Raw genomic sequence first — 19,453 nt, 5'->3', positions numbered from 1 at the left:
GCTACCGCGCGGGGTCGCGAGGCCTGACCCACAGGCGCTCGGGCGCGAGGTACTGCTGCCGGTAGGTCTCGAACGGCTCGGTGTCGGCCGCTTCGCAACGGCGCTGCTCGTCGATCGATTCGGCAGCCAGGCGCTCGAAATGCGCCCGCGCTTCGTCGTCCAGCGGCTGCTGCGTCAGCAGCTGCCGCGTCTTCAGCGACTGCGCCTTCACGAACCGCACATAGGAGCCGTCGTGCTCGTCGCGCATGGCCGAGAGCACCCGGGCCGACGGCAGGCCTTGCGGCTGAGCCAGTGCGCCGGCGGCAGCATCCACCGCATCGCGATGGCCATGCCCGCCGTGGACCGCATCGAGCGCCGCGGCGATGGGCGCGCATTGCTCCAGCACTTCGGCGCCCCACTGGACCAGCGGCACTTCGGTGCTGCCGCGCAGCAGCAGCAGGCCGGGCTCGCGGCCGCGCTCGGCGGTGCGGTGCTGGTTGCGGCCCAGCGCCGCGATCTCCTGCGGCGTGTCGGGCGCACTGTCGGCCAGCAGGCAGTGCAGCAGGAACACGTCGAGGAAGCGCATGGTCGACGCGGCAATGCCCACCGGCACGAACGGGTCGAGGTCCATGCAGCGCACCTCGACGTATTCGACGCCGCGCTCTCGCAGCGCATGCAGCGGGCGCTCGCCGCGGCGGATCACCCGCTTGGGCCGGATGGTGCCGTAGAACTCGTTCTCGATCTGCAGCAGCGTGGTGGCGAGCTGGTTGTATTCGCCGCCCGGGTTCAGGATGCCCAGCGCCTCGTAGGGCGGATAGGGCCGCGTCAGCGCGTCCTGCAGCGACGCGCCATAGCTCTCGAGGCTGTTGTAGCTCACCGCCAGCGTGGCCTGGGCATCGCTCTGGTAGCCCAGGCGGCCCATGCGCAGCGAGGTGCCGTGCGGCATGTGCAGCGTGTGGCCCTTGAACACCTCGAGCCGGTGCTCGCGGCCTTCGACGAAGCTGGAGCACAGGGCCGGCGACGCGCCGAAGAGATACAGCAGCAGGAACGAATGGCGGCGGAAGTTGCGGATCAGCGCGAAGTAGTCGTCGTTCGACAGGCCCGGCATCGACCAGTTGTAGTGGATGCCGGAGATCGTCTGCATGCGCCGGCCGTAGCGGTGGCCGAGCCCCATGCGGTAGACGCTCTTGGCGCGGCCGATGTTGGAGGAGCCGTAGCGGCCGATGGGAATCGTCTCGTCGGCCGGCAGCCCGCAGGGCATGCTGCCCACCCACAGGAGCTCCTCGCCGATGGCCGGGTACACGAACTGGTGGATCCGGGTGAGCTCGGCCAGGCAGGACTCGACGTCCGCATGCACGCCGGTGATGAGCTCCAGCTGCGACTCGCTGAAGTCGGTGGTGATGTGCTCGTTGGTGAGCGCCGAGCCGAGCGCGGCCGGATGCGGGGTGAGCGCCAGCTCGCCGCCCGGCAGCGAGCGCAGGCTCTCTTTCTCGATGCCGCGCCGCATGCCCTCCAGGGCCGCGGGCGGCAGGGCCCGCAGTCGTTCGTGCAAGGTGCTCACGTGAAGGTCTCCGTCTTCTGTCTGGGTCGGTGGCGGGGGCCGCCATCATCGCCGCAGACGCATTGCCCCTGCGCGGCGGCAGGGCGGGCGGCTCGTTGGCACAATCTCGCCCCCTTGGCGCCAGGGGGCCTACTGGGGCACGCGACCGTACTCGATGGCCTGCACCGCCCCGCCGCGGAAGCGCACCGTGACCATCAGGTTGCCGGGGCCGCGATCGTAGAGCCATTCGTCCACCGGCTGGCAGGGCACCGCGAGGCCCGCCACCTGCGGCGGCACCGGCTGCAGCGTCTGCGCGTAGTACACCGGCGCGCAGTAGGAGTCCTTCATCAGCGGCTCGCCGCACTTGTAGAGCACCGACAGCCGCGAGTCGCCCACCTGCGCCGAGTGGCCGTTGCAGCGCAGCGATTCGGCATGGCCCGGTGCGCCGGCCGACAGCAGGGCCAGGCACCACAGGCCGGGCAACAACAGACGCTTCATGGCACACCCCTTCGCCGCATCGGCGGCGCCTGGGCTTCATTGTGCGCGCGGGGTCGGCGTGTGCAACGGCGCGGACCCTGCCGGGAGCGGCGGCCGTCCCTCGCGAAAAGCCTGCGGCGTGAGCCCGTGCTGGCGGGCGAAGGCGCGCTGCAGCGCGTCCACCGAGCCGAAGCCGCTGCGACTCGCGATGCGCTCCTGGGTCCACGACGTGCGGCGCAGCAACTGCTCGGCCGTCGCCAGGCGGTGATGCTCGACGAAACGCGCCGGCGTGCAGCCGGTCTGCGCCGCGAAGGCCCGCGCGAAATGCCGCGGGCTCATCTGCACCCGTTCTGCCAGCGCCGGCTCGATGCCGGTGGTGACGCCGGCCGAGGTCCACACCGGGCCGTCGTGCACGTAGATGCGTTCGCGCTGCACCCGTACCTGCGGCCGCATGGCCTGCAGCATGTCGCACACCCGCCAGTGCGTCGTGGCCTCGCGGCCGTCGAGCAGGCCGGCCGCTGCCAGCGCGAAGGCGCCGCTGCACACGCTGGCCACGCGGCGGGTGCGCGGCGCCACCCCGGCCAGCCAGGCGGCCAGGCCGTGATCGACGATGGCCGCGCGCACCGCCGGCTCCTCGCCGCCTGCCAGCACCAGCGTGTCGATGGGCTGAGGCAGGTCGGTCCGGCCACGTCGAGCGCCTCGACGCCGTCGAAGGCGACCAGCACCACGTGGCCGGCAGGAACTGCGGCTTCTTCGTCCTTGTGGCGCTCGGTGCGCAATCGTAGGCTCCCGGACATGGAACGACACACTGCATGGACGCGATCCCGAAGACCTTTGCGGTGGCCGGCAGGGCTCGCGGCGGCCATCGTAGCCGTCGCGCTGGCCGCCTGCGGCTCGAAGGAGCCGCTGCCGCCGCTGCCGGACGCCGCCACCGTCGAACGCCAGCACCAGGCCTTCGTCGAAGGCCTGAAGCCGCGTCGCGAAGGCCGGCCGGTGATCGTGGTGCTGGCACAGAACGACGCGACCGAGACCACCGACCTGCTGCTGCCGCACGCGGTCCTGCAGCGCGCCGGCGTGGCCGAGGTGCGCATCGTTGCGCCCCGGCCCGGCCGCATCGAGCTGTTCCCGGCCTTGCAGGTGGACGGCGCGCTCGACTTCGACAGCTTCGACCGGGCCCACCCGGCCGGGGCCGACTACGTGATCGTGCCGGCGGTACGCGAAGACGACGACCCGCTGCTCGCCGGTTGGCTGCGCCGGCAGGCCGACCGCGGCGCCCGCGTCATCGGCGTGTGCCGCGGCGCCCTCGTGGTGGGCCGCGCCGGCCTGCTGGACGGCCGCCGCTTCACCGGCCACTGGGTGGACCGCGGCCGCCTGCCCGAGCGCCACACCGGCGCGACCCACGAGCCGCACCAGCGGTACGTCATCGACCGCGGCGTGGCCACTACCACCGGCATCACCGCATCGGTGCCGGCGATGCTGGCCTTGGTGGAGGCGATCGGCGGGCGGGCGAAGGCGCAGGCACTGGCAGACGAGCTGGGCGCTGGGTCCTGGAGCCCGGCCCACGACAGCACCCCTTTCGGCCTGACGCCGCGGCGCGGTGCTACCTACCTGCTGAACAAGGCCGCGTTGTGGCGCGACGAGCAGTGGCAGGTGGAAGTGCACGACGGCATGGACGACGTGGCCCTCGCCCTGGCGGTGGACGCGTGGTCGCGCACCTGGCATGTGGACGTGACGGCCGCCTCGGCGAGCGGCGGCCCGGTGAAGCTGCGCAGCGGGGTGGTCGTCAATGCCCGGCCTGCGGCTGCCGGCCTGCCCCGAGTGCCTCTCGGCACGGGGCTCAAGCCGCTGCAGCAACTCGACCGCACGCTGTGCGAAGTGGCCGACCGCTTCGGCGACTCGCGGCTCGAATGGGTGCTCCAGGAGCTGGAGTACCCGGCCATGAGCAACCCCTGCACCCGCTCCTGAGCCGCCTCGCCGCGCCTGGGCGCCCAAGCCGCGTTGGCGCGAGATTCCCTGCACGACCGATGCGCTGGCAAAGCCTCGAAAAACGGGGCTTTGCAGACCCTCTTCCGTCGCCAGCATCACCATCCATGTCGAAGCTCCGCGCCGCGGTAACGACTGCAACAGAGTGACGCGTTTGCTTGAAGACGGTTTCCAGCCCCCCTAGTTTGAATGCGCGTCTTGCGCTTCTTTGCGAGGGCGTGGGAGAGGTGGGGTGAATGAACCGTTCGCTGCCCATCCGCGACAGGAAAGCAATCAGCAATCAACTACACATCTGCGACTTTGGAGTAGCACCTTGAGATCGAGCTTCATTCTGGGCCTCGCCGCCATGGCGGCCGCACCCGCCGCCTTCGCCGGCACGGCCGCCGTGACACGCGGCACCTGGGACCTGTACGACGGCAGCGCCGCGGTGCAGACGGGCTTTGCATCCGAGCAGGCCTGCATCGACGATGCGGCCCGCCGCAACATCACCCGCACCTACACCTGCCGCACCCGCACCACGGTGGCGGTGACCCAGGAGACCACGCCGACGCCCACGCCGACCCCCACCCCGCCGCCGGGCGGCGCCGTCTCGTACAGCACCAACTTCGACCTGACCGAATACCCGATCAGCGAAGGCGGCCGCTGGTCGAAGGCCAACAACGCCTGGACCTATGTGCGCACCGCAAACGGCCAGGCCTACGGCACCAACGGCGTGACCAACAGCTATGACGACTCGGTGGCCTTCCTGAGCGGCTTCGGGCCCGACCAGACCATCGAAGCGGTGGTGCAGGTGAACCCTGGCACCGTCGGTCCCACGCACGAGGTCGAGTTGTGGCTGCGCGCGCGCACCGACTCCAACAACCTGTGGGGCTACGAGCTGTGCTTCTGGCGCAACGGCACCGTGCAGCTGGGCGTTTGGAACGGCCCGTTCGGCGACGTGATCAGCATGGACAGCAACCAGTCCATCCCCTGGACGCAGGCGTCCGCCCTGAAGACCGGCGACCGCATCAAGGCCCAGGTGATCGGCAACTCCATCAAGGCCTGGATCAACGACGTGCTGAAGCTGCACGTGGTGCACAACCAGTACACCACGGGCCAGCCCGGCATCGGCTTCTTCATCCGCCCGGGCGGCAGCAACAACCTCATCACCCTGACGAGCGTGAAGGCCAGTTCGAACTGACCGGCGTTTCCTCGAGCGCAACGGACGGGCGGCCCTGGCCGCCCGTTTTCGTTTTCGGATTCGTGGGCGGTCTCAGGAACGCCCCATCGACCCAGCCAACTCGGCCTTATGCTCGATGCCCGTCAGCCCATTCGCGCATGAACCAGGAACTCGAGAACGAAGACTTCTTCCGGCAGCTCGAACTGCGGCGAACGCGTGCGCTCGTCGAGCGCGACATGCCGACCCTCGAAGCGCTGCATGCACCGGAGTACGAGCTCATCACGCCCGCCGGCAAGGTCTTCAGCCGCCAGGCCTACCTGCAAGCCGTGGCGCGCGAGCCCTTCTATGCGGGTTGGGAAGCGGCGGGCATGAAGTTCCGCATATCGGCCGCCATGGCCATCGTCCGCTACCAGGCGACGCTGCGGTTCCCGTCGGGCCGCGAGGTGGTGTGCTGGCACACCGACGCCTACGAGAACAGGGCGGACGGCTGGCAGGCCGTGTGGTCGCAGGCGACGGAACTGCGCGTGCGCAGCTGAGCGGGGCTGGTCCCGGCGCAAGTCGCCCCGCCCGCGACGGCGTAAGCAGTGGTTGCCGTGCGCCCCATCGCGCGGCCGGCAGTGGCACAGTGCCGTTCCCATGGAGATCCGGCTCGTCGAAGGCAAGCCGCAGGCGGAAGGCCTGGTGCTCGACCTCGGTGCCGATGGCCGCGTGGCGCTCGAGGCGGCGCGGCTGTCGGCCGCCGGCCTGCGCCTTTCGGCCGGCGGCGCGGCCGTGTCCGTCGAGCAGGCGGAGCTCACCGGTGTGGTGGCCACGCTGGCGGCGCCGGCAGGCACCCAGGCCAGGCTCGAACGGGTCTCCATCGAAGCGGTGGCGCTGCAGGGCCTGCACGTCGCGCTGCCGGCGGCCGCGCTGCGCGGCACCGGCGCGGCCGCAGGCATGGCCTGGCGGCTCGATGCGCTGGGCGGCCTGCAGGGTGTGCTCAACGCGCTCATCACCGACGCGGCCTGGGTGCTCGACGCCGACGTGCGCATTCCCATCGACGACGGCCGGCTCGACTTCAACCACGTGACGGTCGAGCACCTGGGGCCGGACTCGTCGATGGGCGTGAGCCATATGGGCGTGTACGTGGACGCACCGAACGGCCGCTCCTACCTCTACATGTTTTCAGGGCCGCAGGTGCCTGGCATCAGCTTCGAGCGGCGCGGTGCGCTGTTCGGCTCGCGCGTCACCGACCGCGGCTCGCTCGACGTGCGCGCCTTTGCCGAATGCACGCTGCGCCACGCGGGCAGCCAGCCGGTGGGCTGGGCGCCGCACCAGACGGCTGCCACGCTCGACCGCACCCGGCTGGACGGCAGGCTGCAGCTGGGCGACGGCGCCCTCGGCACGGCGCAGCACCACCTGCTGCTCGACGGGCGGGCCCAGGGGCGCAACCGCATCGAGCTGTCGGCCGCCGTGGTGAGCCACGAACTCATGCTGCGCTGGCTCGACCTGTCGGCCCGGGAGGCGCGCTTCGAACTGCAGGGGCGGGCCGGGCAGACCGGGCCCGTGACGGCCACGCTGCGGCTGCAGGCACGCGGGCTCGGGCTGCAGCCGCGCAGCCAGGCGCCGGAAGTCTCGCTGCACGTCGAATCGCTGACGCTGCAGCGGCTGGGCTGGGGGCAGTCGCTTCCGGCCTAGCGCGCGCGCAACACTTCGAGGGCGGACACCGGCGAGGCGTCGTTGCCCCAGGCGCTGCGCACGTGGCTGATCACGGCCGCCAGTTCCACATCGTTGAGCTCATGCCCGAACGGTGGCATGCCGTAGGGCCGCGGATTGCCCGCGGTGGCCGGCGGAAATCCGCCGTTGAACACCACCCGCAGCACGTTGGTGGGCGCCGGCAGGGTGACGGCGCGATTGCCGGCCAGCGGCGCGTAGGCACCGGCGGCGCCCTCGCCCTGCTTGCCGTGGCAGCCGGCGCAGCGCTCGCCGTACAGCCGCTCGCCGAGCGCGCGCGCCGCAGGGTCGAGCGCTTCGCCCTCGCGCCTGCGGCGCGGCTCGGCCTGCGGCAGCTCCTTCAGGAACACCGCCATGGCGGTGAGGTCGGCCTCGCTCAGGTACTGCGTGCTGCGGAACACCACCTCCGCCATCGGCCCCATCACCGACCCCTGCGGCGACACGCCGGTCTTGAGCAGCTGCACCACCTGCTCGGTCTTCCAGTCGGCCACCCCGGCTTCGGCCGGGCTCGCGAGCGAGGGCGCATACCAGCCCTGCAGCGGGATCAGCCCGCCGCCCAGCTCGACCTCGCCGCTGGTGGCGCCGAAGAGGTTGCGGCTCGAGTGGCAGGCAACGCAGTGGCCCAGTCCGCGCACCAGGTAGGCGCCGCGGTTCCATTGCGCCGACCGGCCCGCCTCGGCTTCGTACACGCCCGGCGAGAAGAACAGCGCACGCCACACCGCCAGCGACACCTGCAGGTTGTAGGGAAAGCGCAGCTCGTGCGGGCGGTTCGGCTGGTCAACCGCCGGCAGGCTGCGCAGGTAGGCATGGATCGCGTCGGAGTCCTCGCGGGTGACCTGGGTGTAGTTCGGGTAGGGGAAGGCCGGGTACAGCAGGCGGCCGTCCTTGGAGCGGCCGTTGTGCAGCGCCCGCCAGAAGTGGGCGGCGCTCCAGCTGCCGATGCCGGTGGCTGCGTCGGGCGTGAGGTTGGTCGAATACACCCGGCCGAACGGCGTGTCGATGGCGCGCCCGCCGGCGTATTCGGCGCCGCCGCGGGCGGTGTGGCAGGTGACGCAGTTGCCCGCCCGCGCGAGATAGGCGCCGCGTTCGAGCTGCCCGGGCGTGGGCGTGAGCGGGAGCGCGGGGGGCTCGACGTCCGTGATGTCGTCTTCGTCGCGCAGGTTCTGCACCACCACCAGCAAGGCCAGCAGCAGCACGAGCGCGAGCAGCCCGACGGTGGCCTGCCTGTGGGTGGGCTTGTTCATGCCGCGGGCTTCACTTCATGCCGCTGCCGCAGTCGAGCGGCAGCGGCAGCGCCATGGTGGTGGCGGGCCTGGTGTTGGCCGGCAGCGGCTGCGACGACAGCCAGGTCGACACCGCCTGGATGTCTTCGGGCGCGAGCCGCTCGGTGATGGCTGCCATGCAGTCGGGCGCACGGGCCTTGCGCTGGCCGGTGCGCCAGCTGCCGAACTGGCTCACGACATAGTCGCGCGGCAGGCCCAGCAGGCCCGGGAAGGCGGGCAGCGCGCCGGTGAGCGTTTCGCCGTGGCAGGCCACGCAGGCCGGGATGCCACGCTTCGCATCGCCGCGCAAGGCGAGCGCTTCGCCGCGGCGCAGCAGCCCGGGGTCGGCGCCGCGCGTCTGCGGCGGCGGGTACGGCAGGTCGAGCGTGGCGAAATGGCTGGCGATCTCCTGCAGGTAGGCATCGGACAGGTGCTCGACCAGGTAGGCCATGGGCGGGTAGCCGCGCCGGCCATCGCGGAAGTTGACCAGCTGGTTGTAGAGGTAGCCGGCCGGCTTGCCGGCAATGCGCGGGAAGTAGCCCTGGTTGGTGGCACGACCCTCCTTGCCGTGGCAGCCGGCGCAGGCGAGCATGCGCTGCGCCATGGTGTCGGGCACCGTCTGCTGCTGGGCCCAGGCCGAGCCGGCACACAGCGGCAGCACGGCGGCCCAGAACCAGGAACGAAGCCGGCGCCACGGCGGGGTCATGCGCACCCTCTTGCCTCACGCATGGATGAACTTCTCGAACACATCGCTGAAGTCGCGCTTCAGGTGACGTTGCAGCACTGCATGGTTCACGTTGGCCAGCAAGGTGTTGTAGTGCAGCGCCACGACCTTTTCGTTGTCGACCGCGCCGAGCTTGAACATCGAGCCGATCGCCTCCAGGCAGGGCAGCACGTTGGCCCGGGCCACCTCGTCGTGGCGCTGCTGGCGGCCGATGGTGATGAGCGCCTTGTAGATGTCCTTCAGCGCCTCGAGGAAGTTCTTGCGCACGTCGATGCTGAACACCTCGTCGTCGAGGGCGAACTTCAGCTCCACGTCGAGGTCGATGGTGCCCGCGGTTTCGATGGCCACGCCGTGCACCCGGTGGCTGGCGTAGTCGTAGCGCTTGATGCTGCGCTTGGACGACACGGCGGACTCGCCGTCCACATGGATCAGCGCGAGGTTCGTGAAGCAGTATTCGTCCTTCTTCGACTTGATGAGGAAGAAGATCTTTTCACCGTCTTCATGGAACAGGTAGTCGTCTGCGTCGACCTTCGAGTAGTCGGCCGGCGACACGATGACGCCGACGTCGCTGAGGCCCAGTGCCTCGGCCGCAATCCTCTTGAACATGCTTTCCTCCGTGGCGGCCACCCTGCGTGGCCCAGCACGCAGCATAGGCCGCCACGGCGCTCAAGTCATGCTTCGCGGGCCTTTCACTTGACCGTGATCCACTGCCATTCGAGATAGTTGTCGGCACGGTGCACCACCGTCACGTTCTCGCGCATCGCCCAGGGGATGAACTGGCGGTGCAGCGGAATGTGGTGAACCTGCGCGTTGTGCTCCAGGAACGCCTGCCGGATCAGGGCCTTGCGCTTCTCGGGGTCGGGCTCCCGGCTGGAAGCCGCCGCCAGCGCGTCGAGCTTCTCGTTGCGGACGTTGCCCCAGTTGTAGTACCCCACGCCCTTGTCGGCCCGCATCCGATAGATCGGCGTGAAGGTGGTCTCCGCATCGGTGATCTGGCCGCCCCAGCCCAGCATGTACATCGAGGTGTCGAGCTTCTCGACCTTGGGGAAATAGGTGGCTCGCGGCTGCGCGTTCACCTTGACCCGCACCTTGAGCTGCGACCACATGCCCGCGAGCGCGATGCACAGCTCCTCGTCGTTGATGTAACGGTTGTTCGGGCAATCGAGCGTCACCTCGAAGCCGTCGGCATAGCCGGCCTCGACCATCAGCTTCTTCGCGGCGGCAAGGTCGTAGGGCAGCCGCCTCTCGACCTCGGGGTCGTTGAAGGTGGCGATCTGGGTCGAGGCCACCGCGCCGGTGGGTGCGGCGAGGCCGTTCATCAGCTTGTTCCTGATGGTCTCGATGTCCACCGCCTGGTAGAGCGCGCGGCGCACGCGCAGGTCCTTGAAGGGGTTCCTGCCTTTCACGCTGCTGTAGAGCAGTTCGTCGCGCGCCTGGTCCATGCCGATGAAGATGATGCGGTTCTCGGGGCCTTCGATCACCTTCACGCCGGACGTGTTGCGCAGCCGGGCCACGTCGCGCGGCGCCGGGTCGAGCACGAAGTCGATCTCGCCCGAGACCAGCGCCGCCAGCCGGGTCGCGTCGCTCTTGATCGGCGTGTACACCACCTCCTGCAGGTTGCCTTCGAACCGGCCCCACCAGTGGGGGTTGCGCTTGTAGACCGTCTTCACGTCGGGCTGGCGCGACACCAGCATGAAGGGCCCGGTGCCGTTGGCGTTGTAGGCGGCATAGGTCTCCTCGCGGTTCTTGAAGTCCTGCGGCTTCGTGACCTTGTGCTTTTCGCTCCAGGCCTTGTTCATGATGAACACCAGCGACAGGTGCTGCAGGAAGATCGGGTTGAACTGCGGCAGATCGAACTCGACGGTCAGGTCGTCGATCTTCTTCGGCTCGCCCAGCGCGGTGGCATAGGCCGCGATGTTGGACGACGGCTCCTTGGCACGGTTGACCGAGAACACCACGTCGTCGGCGGTGAAGGGCGCGCCGTCGTGGAACTTCACGTTGGGGCGCAGCTTGAAGCGCCAGCGGGTGGGTGCGAGCTGCTGCCATTCGGTGGCCAGCTGCGGCACGAGCTCGAGCTTCTTGCCGCGGCCCACCAGGTACTCGTAGACCTGCTGGTTCATCGCGTTGGTCATGGACTCGTTCTGTGAATGCGGGTCCATGGTCTGCGGGTCGCCCTGGCTGGCCCAGCGGAAGGTCTGGGCCGGAACGGCGGCGGCGGCCGCAGCCAGCGCGGCGCCCAGGAAGACGGCGCGGCGCGCCCTGCGACCGATCTCGAACCTCTTCAGCACCGGCATGTGAACCTCCCAGTCGGAAAAGTGGCGGCAGTGTAGGAGTGCGCCTTTCCCGGCGCCTCAGGGTTGACTCGGGGATGCAAGAAGCGAGCCGCCAAAGCACAAGGGCCGCGCAGCTTGCGCTGCGCGGCCCTTGCGTGGAAGCCTCGGTTTCGCCTTAGCGGAACTTCGACTGCGGCCGGGTCTGAAGTTCACCAGGCAGCGACGCGATGTAGTTGGCCAGGAGCTTCAGCTCGGCATGCGAGAAGGGCTTGGCCTGCGCCGCCATGATGGCGTTGCTGCGGCCGATCGCGGTGTTGCGCTCGGTCTGGTAGGACTTCAGTGCCACGTAGAGGTAGTCGGCATGCTGGCCGCCGATCTTGGGGTAGCTCGGGTCGAGCGGCTTGCTGAAGTTGTCGCCGTGGCAGGACGCACAGTTGCCCCGCTTGAGCAGCTCGGCCACCGCGGCGCTGGGCTCGGCCACCTGCGCCGGTGCTTCGGTCTTGCCGCCGTCTTGCGCGTAGTAGGCGGAGATGTCGGCGATGTCCTGCTCGGACAGCGTTTCGGCGATGCCGCGCATCGTGGGGTGCTTGCGCTCGCCCTTCTTGTAGGCGTTGAGCGCCGAGGCGATGAACTTGGCGTTCTGGCCGGAGATCTTCGGCACCTTGTGGACTTCAGGGAAGCTCGACTGATAGCCCGGGATGCCGTGGCATCCGATGCACATGGCCACCTTCTTCTGGCCTGCGGCCACGTCTCCAGCCTTTTCTTGAGCCTGGGCGGCACCGGCAAGGGCCAACAGGGCCACCATCATCGCGGGGAGCAGTTTTTTCATGGTCCTGCGTGGGTTTTTGGGTTCAACCGCGAATTATAGGGCGGCTCGTATACTGCCCCGACCCCCTCCTACCCCCGCCCGCCATGAAGTTCACCGGCTCCGAGAACTACGTCGCCACGCAGGACCTGATGCTGGCGGTGAATGCCGCCGTCACGCTCAAGCGACCGTTGCTGGTCAAGGGCGAGCCGGGCACCGGCAAGACCATGCTGGCCGAGGAAGTGGCCACCGCGCTCGGCTTGCCGCTGCTGCAGTGGCACATCAAGAGCACCACCAAGGCCCAGCAGGGCCTGTACGAATACGACGCGGTGAGCCGGCTGCGCGACAGCCAGCTCGGTGACGAGAAGGTCAAGGACATCCACAACTACATCGTCAAGGGCGTGCTGTGGCAGGCCTTCACCGCCGACCAGCCGGTGGCGCTGCTGATCGACGAGATCGACAAGGCCGACATCGAATTCCCCAACGACCTGCTGCGCGAACTCGACCGGATGGAGTTCTACGTGTACGAGACGCGCGAGCTGGTGAAGGCGCGGCACCGGCCGCTGGTGTTCATCACCTCCAACAACGAGAAGGAGCTGCCCGACGCCTTCCTGCGCCGCTGCTTCTTCCACTACATCAAGTTCCCCGACGCCGAGACGATGAAGAGCATCGTCGAGGTGCACTTCCCCGGCCTCAAGAAGGAGCTGCTGGGCGCGGCGCTCAAGAGCTTCTACGACGTGCGCAACCTCCCGGGCCTCAAGAAGAAGCCCAGCACTTCGGAACTGCTCGACTGGCTGAAGCTGCTGGTGGCCGAGGACATTCCCCTCGATGCGCTGCAGAGCAAGGACGACAAGGTGGCGCTGCCGCCGCTGGTGGGCGCGCTGCTGAAGAACGAACAGGACGTGACGCTGTTCGAGAAGCTCGTCTTCATGCAACGGCACAACCGTTGAGCCGGGCGATGATTCCCGTCGCCCCCGTCACGCTGGCCGACGCGCGCGTGCGCCTCGAGCCCCTCGGCACGCACCACCTCGACGGCCTGCTGGCCGCGGCCGCCGACGGCGAGTTGTGGAACCTGCGCTTCACCTCGGTGCCCGAACCCGAGAACACCGCCGCCTACATCGAGACGGCGCTGCGGCACCAGGCCGAGGGCCACCGGCTGCCCTTCGCCGTGATCGAAGCGCCCAGCGGCCGGGTGCTCGGCTGCACCAGCTATCACGACATCGTGCCCGCGGTCGAGCGCCTGGAGATCGGCTGGACCTGGTACGCAAAGAGCGTGCAGCGCAGCCACGTCAACACCACCGCGAAGCTGCTGCTGCTCACCCACGCGTTCGACACGCTGGGCGCCAAGCTGGTGGGCTGGCGCACCGACAACTTCAACTTCGCCAGCCAGCGCGCCATCGAACGCCTGGGCGCCCGGCGCGACGGCGTGATCCGCCATCACCACCCGCGCCGCGACGGCACGGTGCGCGACACCGTGATGTACAGCCTCACCGTCGGCGAGTGGCCCGAGGTGCGCGCGCACCTGCGCTGGCAGCTCGACAAGCCGCGTTCGAACTGACTTCCTTCATGACCAGGAAAAAGCGTTCCTTCACCATCGACGACCTGTGGCAGATCGAACGCCTCGCCGGCGTGACGCTGTCGCCCGACACGGCCCAGGCGGTCGTGTCGGCCACCCGCCACAGCATGGAAGACAACCGCAGCCAGGCCTCGCTGTGGCTGCTGTCCACCCTGGGCGGCGAGCCGCGGCGGCTCACCAGCTGCGGTGAAAAGGACGGCCAGGCCCAGTGGTCGCCGGCCGGCGACCGCATCGCCTTCGTCGCCAGGCGCGAGCAGGAAGGCAGGAAGGACGAAACGCCGCAGCTCTACCTCATCGCGCCCGACGGCGGCGAAGCGCAGCGGGTGAGCGACTACGCCCCGGGCGTCGAGTGCTTCAAGTGGTTCCCCGACGGCAGGCGCATCGCCTTCGTTTCCTGGGTATGGCCCGAACTCAAGGGCGCCAAGGCGCAGGCGAAGCGGCACAAGGAATTCAAGGACCGCAAGGAGACGGCCTACGTCACCAGCGAGGCGCAGTACCGCTACTGGGACCACTTCGTGCCGATGGGCCGCGTGGCGCACCTGCACGTGCTCGACCTCGCAACCGGCAAGGTCACCGACCTGTTCGAGGGTTCGCCCTACGAGCTCACGCGTGCCGAGCCCGACGCCAACACCTTCGACATCTCGCCCGACGGCCGGCATATCGCCTTCGTGCACGACCCCGAACCCGAGAAGCGCCTGGACCACTGCTTCGCCCTCGCCGAGCTGTCGATCAGGTCCGGGCAGGTGCGCGAGCTGCTGAACCCGGGCACCGGCGCCGACGCCTGGGACTTCAACGCGCCGCGCTACAGCCCCGACGGCACCCGCATCGCCTTCACCGCCAGCCATCAGGGCAAGATGCACACGATGCCGCATCACCTCGGGCTGGTGGAGCGCAACGCCGCTGCCAACCGCTGGCAGCTGCTGTCGGCCGAATGGGACCACTCCATCAATGCGCCGCTGCGCTGGTCGGGCGACGGCCAGGCCATCTACTTCACGGCTGAGGAACGGGCGCGCTGCCACCTGTGGCGCTTCGACCTCGAGACCCGCCGCGCCAGCGTGGCCGCCCGCGGCGGCTGGGTGCAGGGCTTCGACGTGGCCGCCGCCGCCGACGGCGACGTGCTGGTGACCTGCGCCGACTCGATGAACCACCCGGTGCGCGTGTCGGTGCATTTCGGCAACACGCCGGCGCTGCGCATCGAGGCCTTCAACGACGAGCTGCTGTCGCGCTTCGTGTTCGGCACCCACGAAGAGGTGATCGTGAAGGGCGCCCGCGGCGACGCGGTGCAGATGTGGGTCGTGTACCCGCCCGGCTTCAGCGCGAAGAAGAAGTGGCCGCTGCTGCACAGCATCCACGGCGGCCCGCATGCGGCCGCCGGCGACACCTGGCACTACCGCTGGAACAACCACCTCTTCGCCGCGCAGGGCTATGTGGTGGCCTGCGTCAACTACCACGGCTCCAGCGGCTTCGGCTACGACTTCCTCGACAGCATCACCCACCACTGGGGCGAGTTCGAGCTGCAGGACGTGGAAGCCGCCACCGACCGCATGCTCAAGCAGTCCTACATCGACCGCAACCGCGTGTTCGCCACCGGCGGCAGCTACGGCGGCTACATGGTCGCGTGGATGAACGCCCACGTGAAGCCCGGCCGCTACCAGGCCTACATCTGCCATGCCGGGTGTTTCGACTGGACCGCGATGTTCGCCGACGATGCCTACACCTGGCATGCCAAGGAGCTGGGCGCCTGGTACTGGGACGATGCGGCCAAGGTGGCGAGCCAGAGCCCGCACACCTATGCCAAGACCATGCGCACGCCCACGCTGGTGATCCACGGCCAGCTCGACTACCGCGTGCCCGACAACCAGGGCCTGGCCTACTACAACACGCTCAAGGCCCGCGGCGTGGACGCGCGGCTGGTGTGGTTCCCCGACGAGAACCACTGGATCCTGAAGCCGCGCAACAGCCGGCTCTGGTATGGAGAGTTCTTCGACTGGCTGAAGCGGCACGACCCCGCGCAGGCACCGCGCAAGGCTCGTTCGAAAGCGTAGGCGCCTGGCCTATACGTGCACGCGCACGGCCAGCTCGCCAGTCTTGCCGGTGACTTCCACCCCCACGCTGTCGCGATAGCGCTGCAGCAGCAGGTCCACCTTGGCGCCGGCCACTTCGAGCCCCCGGATCTCGAGCCAGTTGGTGAAGGCCGGCAGGCGCGGCGCGCTCAGCTCGAGCTCGTGGGTGCGTGCATGGCAGTGCAGGCCCAGGCAGCCCTGCAGCATGCCGAACACTGTGGCGCAGGCCCAGGCCTGGGGTGAACAGGCCACCGGGTAGAGCGTCGGCCCTTCGGCGGGTCGGCGAGCGAAGCCGCAGAACAGCTCGGGCAGGCGGTGGCGCTCGAAATGCAGGCTCGCGTCGAACATGCCATCGAGCAGGCGCATCGCCGCTTCGGTGTGGCCGTAGCGCGCGAGGCCGGCGAACACGAGCGCGTTGTCGTGCGGCCAGATGGAGCCGTTGTGATACGACATCGGGTTGTAGCGCGACTGGCCGCTGCCGATGGTGCGCAACCCCCAGCCCGAGAACAGGTCGTCTTCGAAGAAGCGCTGCGCCATGCGGGCGGCATGTTCGGGCGCCGCGATGCCGGCCCACAGGGCATGCCCGGCGTTCGACGAGGCCACCCGGCACGGCTGCTTGTCGCCGTCCAGCGCCATGGCGTAGAGCCCCAGCTCGTCGCACCAGAAACGCTCCTGGAAATGCTGCTTGAGCGCCGCGGCCTCGGCATCGAGCTGCTGCGCGCGCTGTGCCTCGCCCAGCGCGGCGCACATCTGCGCCGCCAGCCGCTTGGCCTCGTACACATAGGCCTGCACCTCGCAAAGCGCGATGGGCGCGTCCGCATAGCGGCCGTCGGTGTGGAAGATGGAATCGTGCGAGTCCTTCCAGCCCTGCTGCACGAGGCCGTCCTTGCTGCGGCGCGCGTATTCGACGAAGCCGTCGCCGTCGCGGTCGCCGTAGCGGTCGATCCAGTCGAGCGCCGCGAGGATGTTCGGCCACAGGCTGCGCAAGAACGCCAGGTCGCCGGTGCGCTGCCAGTAGGCGCCGGCCAGCAGCACGAACAGCGGCGTCGAATCCACCGAGCCGTAGTAGCGGCCGAACGGCACCTCGCGGGTGCGGGCCATCTCGCAGCGCCGCGCCTCGTGGAGGATCTTGCCGGGCTCGGCATCGGAGGCGGCATCCTCCTCGGTGGCCTGGGTCGCCGCCAGGAAGGACAGCACACCGCGCGCCATCTGGGGCTGGTTCCACAGGCACAGGTGCGCGGTCAACAGGCCGTCGCGGCCGAAGGTGGTCGAATACCACGGCACGCCGGCATACGGGAAGGGCCCGGTCGGCAGGTCGGTGGTGAGCATGTCGAGGTCGGCCACCGAGCGTTCGAGCCAGCGGTCCATCAGCGGGTTCGAGCTGCCGATGCTGCAGTTGCCGCTGCGCGCCTGCCAGCGTGTCTCCTCGTTCTTGCGGAAGGCCTGCTGGTAGGTGCACAGCCGCGGCGCGCAGGCGCCGGGTACGGCCGGCTCGTCGCTGCTGCTGCAGGCCACCGTGCAATAGAGGTGTCGCTCGCCGCCGGGCAGCAGCTCGATGTCGTAGCTCGCGTGGTTCGAGTTCAGCACGTCGGGCGCCGGGTCGCACTGCAGCTGCGTGCAGCGCCACACGCCGTCGAGCCCCTCGTAGCGGAAGGCCAGCCCGTCGTTGCCCAGCATCTCGACCGGCGCCCGCACTCCCCGCCGTTCGCGCCGTATGCCGCGCACCTCGAACAGGTCCACGTAGTCGGCCTCGAAGTGCAACTCCACCGTGAGCCGCACCGGCTGCAGGCCGTGGTTCGACAGGCGGATGTGCTCATGGCAGGCACCCTGCCACAGCAGCTTGGCGCGGAAGATGTGCACCGTGCCCTTGGCCACCTCGAGCCGCCCTTCGGTGGCGAGGTCCGGGTTCATCAGGTCCACCACCAGGAGGCTGTTGTTTTCCTTGACGGAGGCGCCCAGGTACATGGGCCGCACGCCGTTGACCAGCAGCTCGAAGCGCGACAGGAAGCGGGTGTCGTCCTGGTAGAGGCCCTGCTCGCCCGCGTCCCAGGGCTGGATGTCGCCGAAGCGGTTGAACAGTGCAAAGGTCTCGTCGCTCTTGAGCACCTGCAGCCGCTCCTCGGCGCGCGCCGAGGTCGCCAGCACGTACCACTGGTCGCCGATGCGGATCTTCTCGCTCATGTCGCACCTCCGAAGTTCACAGCGGCGATTCGGTGGCAGCCTCCAGCCCCGGGTTGGTCTGGCGGGCCTGGATCAGCCTCCGGTACAGGGCCAGGTAGCGGCCGGCCATCTGCCGCGCCGAGAAACGCGTCTCGAACACCTGCCGGCACCTGCGGCGGTCGATGCGGCGGGTTTCGCGCGCGGCGGCGGTGGCTTGCTGCATGTCGTCGACCACGAAACCGGTGACGCCCTCGTCCACCACCTCGGGCACCGACCCGCAGCGCCAGGCCAGCACCGGCGTGCCGCAGGCCATGGCTTCGATCATCACGAGGCCGAAGGGTTCGGGCCAGTCGATCGGGAACAGCAGCGCCCGCGCATGGCCGATGAAGTCGTTCTTGGCCGCCTGATCGATCTCGCCGACGAATTCGACCAGCGGGTGGCCCAGCAGCGGCCGGATGTCGCGCTCGAAATAGGCTTCGTCCGCCCGGTCCACCTTGGCCGCGATGCGCAGCCGCGTACCGGTGGCGATGGCGATCTGGATGGCGCGGTCGACCCGCTTCTCGGGGGAAATGCGGCCCACGAAGGCGAAGTAGTCCTGCGACTCCTCGCGCAGCGCGTAGAGCGCGGGCGGCAGGCCGTGATGCACGGTGCCCAGCCACGACAGGTCCGGCATGGGCCTGCGCTGGCTGTCGGAGATGGACACCAGCGGATGCTCCCTGAAGTGCTGGTGCAGCGGCAGCAGGTCCGGCAGGTCGAGCCTGCCATGCAGCGTGGTGAGACTGGGCGTGGCGCAGCGCCTCGCCAGCGGGTAGTGGAAGAAGTCGACGTGGAAGTGCATCACGTCGAACTGCGCCGCACGCTGGAACACCTCGTCGAGCAGCATGGTGTGCCACACCAGCCAGTCGGGGCGGCTCGGGTCGGTGCGCAGGCTGCGCGCCACCACCGGCACGAGGTCGGCATTCGTGACCGAGTCGCCGCTGGCGAACAGCGTGACCTCATGGCCCATCTCGACCAGCGCCTCGGTGAGGTAGGACACCACCCGCTCGGTGCCGCCGTAGCCGTGGGGCGGCACGCTTTCGAACAGGGGCGCCACCTGCGCGATGCGAAGCGGACGGTCGGTGGCCGGACCGGGCAGCAGCAGATGCGAAACCGCCCCGGACGGGCCTTGCAGCAAGGGATGCCGGCCGACGGCGTTCACCGCACCACCAGTTGAGAAGCCGCCAGGCGGGCGCGCTCCTGCCGGGCCAGCGCCCTCGCCAGCAGTGCCACCGCGCCGGCGAAGGCTTCGTCGTAGGCGGCCTCGTTGCCGCTCACGCCCACCACGATGCCGTCGAGATTGACGCTGCCCCACAACGCCGTGTCGCCCTCGCGCAGCAGGTGCGGCCGCAGCGCCTGCACCACATGGCTGTCGAGCCCGGTCTGCCAGCTCAGCCGCGCCTTGGCCCGTGCGAAGCCGGCATAGTCGGCGTCCCATTCGGCGGGCGGCCGGCCGAAGCCCTGCTCATGCACGATGGCGTCCTCGAAGCTCGCGCACGCCTGCGGCCCGCGCAGCGGGTCGGTGATCACGAGGTACAGCACGCCGCTCTGGTTGACCGCAGCATCGCCGGCCGCCGCGCGCAGCATGGGCGCGGCCAGCTCGACGGCACGCGCCGCGGTCTCGCGGTTGAAGAAGTGGCTCGATGCAGTGGCGGCAGAGGCAGACACAGCAGACATGGCGTTTCGCACGGGTGCGTCGAATG

General features: G+C 69.4%; 18 protein-coding genes. 7 read left to right on the top strand and 11 right to left on the bottom strand.

What is annotated here, in order from left to right:
* Position 1 precedes the first annotated feature (1 nt).
* The 3 genes from gshA to E8D38_RS14230 form a co-directional block, all read right to left on the bottom strand.
* The gene (gshA, locus tag E8D38_RS14240; RefSeq protein ID WP_246099496.1) at positions 2–1,486 is read right to left on the bottom strand and encodes a glutamate--cysteine ligase; all 1,485 of its coding nucleotides are present in this window, start codon (positions 1,484–1,486) and stop codon (positions 2–4) included.
* A 183-nt stretch (positions 1,487–1,669) separates the two neighbouring features.
* Positions 1,670–2,017, bottom strand: a complete 348-nt coding sequence (locus E8D38_RS14235) for a DUF2845 domain-containing protein (RefSeq protein WP_140631685.1) — start codon at positions 2,015–2,017, stop codon at positions 1,670–1,672.
* A gap of 36 nt (positions 2,018–2,053) precedes the next feature.
* Positions 2,054–2,647 (bottom strand): helix-turn-helix domain-containing protein, encoded by a 594-nt coding sequence (locus E8D38_RS14230; protein WP_246099489.1) that lies wholly within the window; start codon positions 2,645–2,647, stop codon positions 2,054–2,056.
* A gap of 183 nt (positions 2,648–2,830) precedes the next feature.
* Between E8D38_RS14230 and E8D38_RS14225 the strand changes: the two genes are divergently transcribed.
* The 4 genes from E8D38_RS14225 to E8D38_RS14210 all read left to right on the top strand — a co-directional run bounded on the left by E8D38_RS14225 (position 2,831) and on the right by E8D38_RS14210 (position 6,815).
* Positions 2,831–3,961, top strand: coding sequence for a DJ-1/PfpI family protein (locus tag E8D38_RS14225; RefSeq protein WP_246099488.1), 1,131 nt, complete (start codon positions 2,831–2,833; stop codon positions 3,959–3,961).
* A 331-nt stretch (positions 3,962–4,292) separates the two neighbouring features.
* Positions 4,293–5,159, top strand: a complete 867-nt coding sequence (locus tag E8D38_RS14220) for a hypothetical protein (protein ID WP_140631676.1) — start codon at positions 4,293–4,295, stop codon at positions 5,157–5,159.
* A gap of 137 nt (positions 5,160–5,296) precedes the next feature.
* A complete protein-coding gene (locus E8D38_RS14215; RefSeq protein WP_140631671.1) occupies positions 5,297–5,674 on the top strand; it encodes a nuclear transport factor 2 family protein in 378 nt (125 codons plus the stop codon).
* A 100-nt stretch (positions 5,675–5,774) separates the two neighbouring features.
* Complete coding sequence (locus tag E8D38_RS14210; protein WP_140631668.1) at positions 5,775–6,815, top strand: hypothetical protein; 1,041 nt, start codon at positions 5,775–5,777, stop codon at positions 6,813–6,815.
* On the opposite strand, the gene E8D38_RS14205 is transcribed toward E8D38_RS14210, so the two are convergent.
* The 5 genes from E8D38_RS14205 to E8D38_RS14185 form a co-directional block, all read right to left on the bottom strand.
* Positions 6,812–8,095 carry a cytochrome c gene (locus E8D38_RS14205; protein WP_140631665.1) on the bottom strand — a complete coding sequence of 428 codons (1,284 nt, stop codon included), beginning with the start codon at positions 8,093–8,095 and terminating at the stop codon, positions 6,812–6,814. The two genes, E8D38_RS14210 and E8D38_RS14205, sit on opposite strands and share 4 nt — an antisense overlap.
* A gap of 10 nt (positions 8,096–8,105) precedes the next feature.
* Positions 8,106–8,819, bottom strand: coding sequence for a c-type cytochrome (locus tag E8D38_RS14200; RefSeq protein ID WP_140631662.1), 714 nt, complete (start codon positions 8,817–8,819; stop codon positions 8,106–8,108).
* A 15-nt stretch (positions 8,820–8,834) separates the two neighbouring features.
* On the bottom strand, positions 8,835–9,443 hold the full coding sequence (locus E8D38_RS14195; RefSeq protein ID WP_140631659.1) for a PH domain-containing protein: 609 nt from the start codon (positions 9,441–9,443) through the stop codon (positions 8,835–8,837).
* A gap of 83 nt (positions 9,444–9,526) precedes the next feature.
* The gene (locus E8D38_RS14190; protein ID WP_140631656.1) at positions 9,527–11,131 is read right to left on the bottom strand and encodes an ABC transporter substrate-binding protein; all 1,605 of its coding nucleotides are present in this window, start codon (positions 11,129–11,131) and stop codon (positions 9,527–9,529) included.
* Between the two features lie 154 nt (positions 11,132–11,285).
* Positions 11,286–11,939, bottom strand: a complete 654-nt coding sequence (locus E8D38_RS14185) for a c-type cytochrome (protein ID WP_140631653.1) — start codon at positions 11,937–11,939, stop codon at positions 11,286–11,288.
* 83 nt (positions 11,940–12,022) lie between these two features.
* On the opposite strand from E8D38_RS14185, the gene E8D38_RS14180 reads away from it, so the two are divergent.
* Genes E8D38_RS14180 through E8D38_RS14170 form a run of 3 tightly spaced genes read left to right on the top strand, consistent with a single transcriptional unit; the run spans position 12,023 to position 15,536 of the window.
* Complete coding sequence (locus tag E8D38_RS14180) at positions 12,023–12,865, top strand: AAA family ATPase (RefSeq protein WP_140631651.1); 843 nt, start codon at positions 12,023–12,025, stop codon at positions 12,863–12,865.
* Between the two features lie 8 nt (positions 12,866–12,873).
* Positions 12,874–13,473, top strand: coding sequence for a GNAT family N-acetyltransferase (locus E8D38_RS14175; RefSeq protein ID WP_140631647.1), 600 nt, complete (start codon positions 12,874–12,876; stop codon positions 13,471–13,473).
* 8 nt (positions 13,474–13,481) lie between these two features.
* Positions 13,482–15,536, top strand: coding sequence for a S9 family peptidase (locus E8D38_RS14170; protein ID WP_140631645.1), 2,055 nt, complete (start codon positions 13,482–13,484; stop codon positions 15,534–15,536).
* Positions 15,537–15,545: 9 nt separating this feature from the next.
* Here E8D38_RS14170 and E8D38_RS14165 read toward each other — a convergent pair whose 3' ends face one another.
* From E8D38_RS14165 to E8D38_RS14155, 3 genes are read right to left on the bottom strand one after another with little or no spacing between them, the layout of a single operon-like run.
* Positions 15,546–17,735, bottom strand: a complete 2,190-nt coding sequence (locus tag E8D38_RS14165) for an amylo-alpha-1,6-glucosidase (protein ID WP_140631642.1) — start codon at positions 17,733–17,735, stop codon at positions 15,546–15,548.
* Positions 17,736–17,751: 16 nt separating this feature from the next.
* Positions 17,752–18,849 (bottom strand): glycosyltransferase family 4 protein, encoded by a 1,098-nt coding sequence (locus E8D38_RS14160; RefSeq protein WP_219851751.1) that lies wholly within the window; start codon positions 18,847–18,849, stop codon positions 17,752–17,754.
* 59 nt (positions 18,850–18,908) lie between these two features.
* Positions 18,909–19,427, bottom strand: coding sequence for a hypothetical protein (locus tag E8D38_RS14155; RefSeq protein ID WP_140631640.1), 519 nt, complete (start codon positions 19,425–19,427; stop codon positions 18,909–18,911).
* Between the last annotated feature and the right edge of the window lie 26 nt (positions 19,428–19,453).

It is taken from the genome of Methylibium rhizosphaerae, assembly GCF_006386545.1.
GTDB lineage: Bacteria > Pseudomonadota > Gammaproteobacteria > Burkholderiales > Burkholderiaceae_C > Pseudorivibacter > Pseudorivibacter rhizosphaerae.
The sequence above is the reverse complement of the archived record's forward strand: the minus strand, read 5'-3'. Positions and strand labels throughout refer to the sequence as shown.

Coding starts and splice junctions, on each gene's coding strand:
- gshA (WP_246099496.1), bottom strand. CDS start 1,486: ATGCGGCGCGGCATCGAGAAAGAGAGCCTGCGCTCGCTGCCGGGCGGC.
- E8D38_RS14235 (WP_140631685.1), bottom strand. CDS start 2,017: ATGAAGCGTCTGTTGTTGCCCGGCCTGTGGTGCCTGGCCCTGCTGTCG.
- E8D38_RS14215 (WP_140631671.1), top strand. CDS start 5,297: ATGAACCAGGAACTCGAGAACGAAGACTTCTTCCGGCAGCTCGAACTG.
- E8D38_RS14210 (WP_140631668.1), top strand. CDS start 5,775: ATGGAGATCCGGCTCGTCGAAGGCAAGCCGCAGGCGGAAGGCCTGGTG.
- E8D38_RS14205 (WP_140631665.1), bottom strand. CDS start 8,095: ATGAACAAGCCCACCCACAGGCAGGCCACCGTCGGGCTGCTCGCGCTC.
- E8D38_RS14200 (WP_140631662.1), bottom strand. CDS start 8,819: ATGACCCCGCCGTGGCGCCGGCTTCGTTCCTGGTTCTGGGCCGCCGTG.
- E8D38_RS14195 (WP_140631659.1), bottom strand. CDS start 9,443: ATGTTCAAGAGGATTGCGGCCGAGGCACTGGGCCTCAGCGACGTCGGC.
- E8D38_RS14190 (WP_140631656.1), bottom strand. CDS start 11,131: ATGCCGGTGCTGAAGAGGTTCGAGATCGGTCGCAGGGCGCGCCGCGCC.
- E8D38_RS14185 (WP_140631653.1), bottom strand. CDS start 11,939: ATGAAAAAACTGCTCCCCGCGATGATGGTGGCCCTGTTGGCCCTTGCC.
- E8D38_RS14180 (WP_140631651.1), top strand. CDS start 12,023: ATGAAGTTCACCGGCTCCGAGAACTACGTCGCCACGCAGGACCTGATG.
- E8D38_RS14175 (WP_140631647.1), top strand. CDS start 12,874: ATGATTCCCGTCGCCCCCGTCACGCTGGCCGACGCGCGCGTGCGCCTC.
- E8D38_RS14170 (WP_140631645.1), top strand. CDS start 13,482: ATGACCAGGAAAAAGCGTTCCTTCACCATCGACGACCTGTGGCAGATC.
- E8D38_RS14165 (WP_140631642.1), bottom strand. CDS start 17,735: ATGAGCGAGAAGATCCGCATCGGCGACCAGTGGTACGTGCTGGCGACC.
- E8D38_RS14155 (WP_140631640.1), bottom strand. CDS start 19,427: ATGTCTGCTGTGTCTGCCTCTGCCGCCACTGCATCGAGCCACTTCTTC.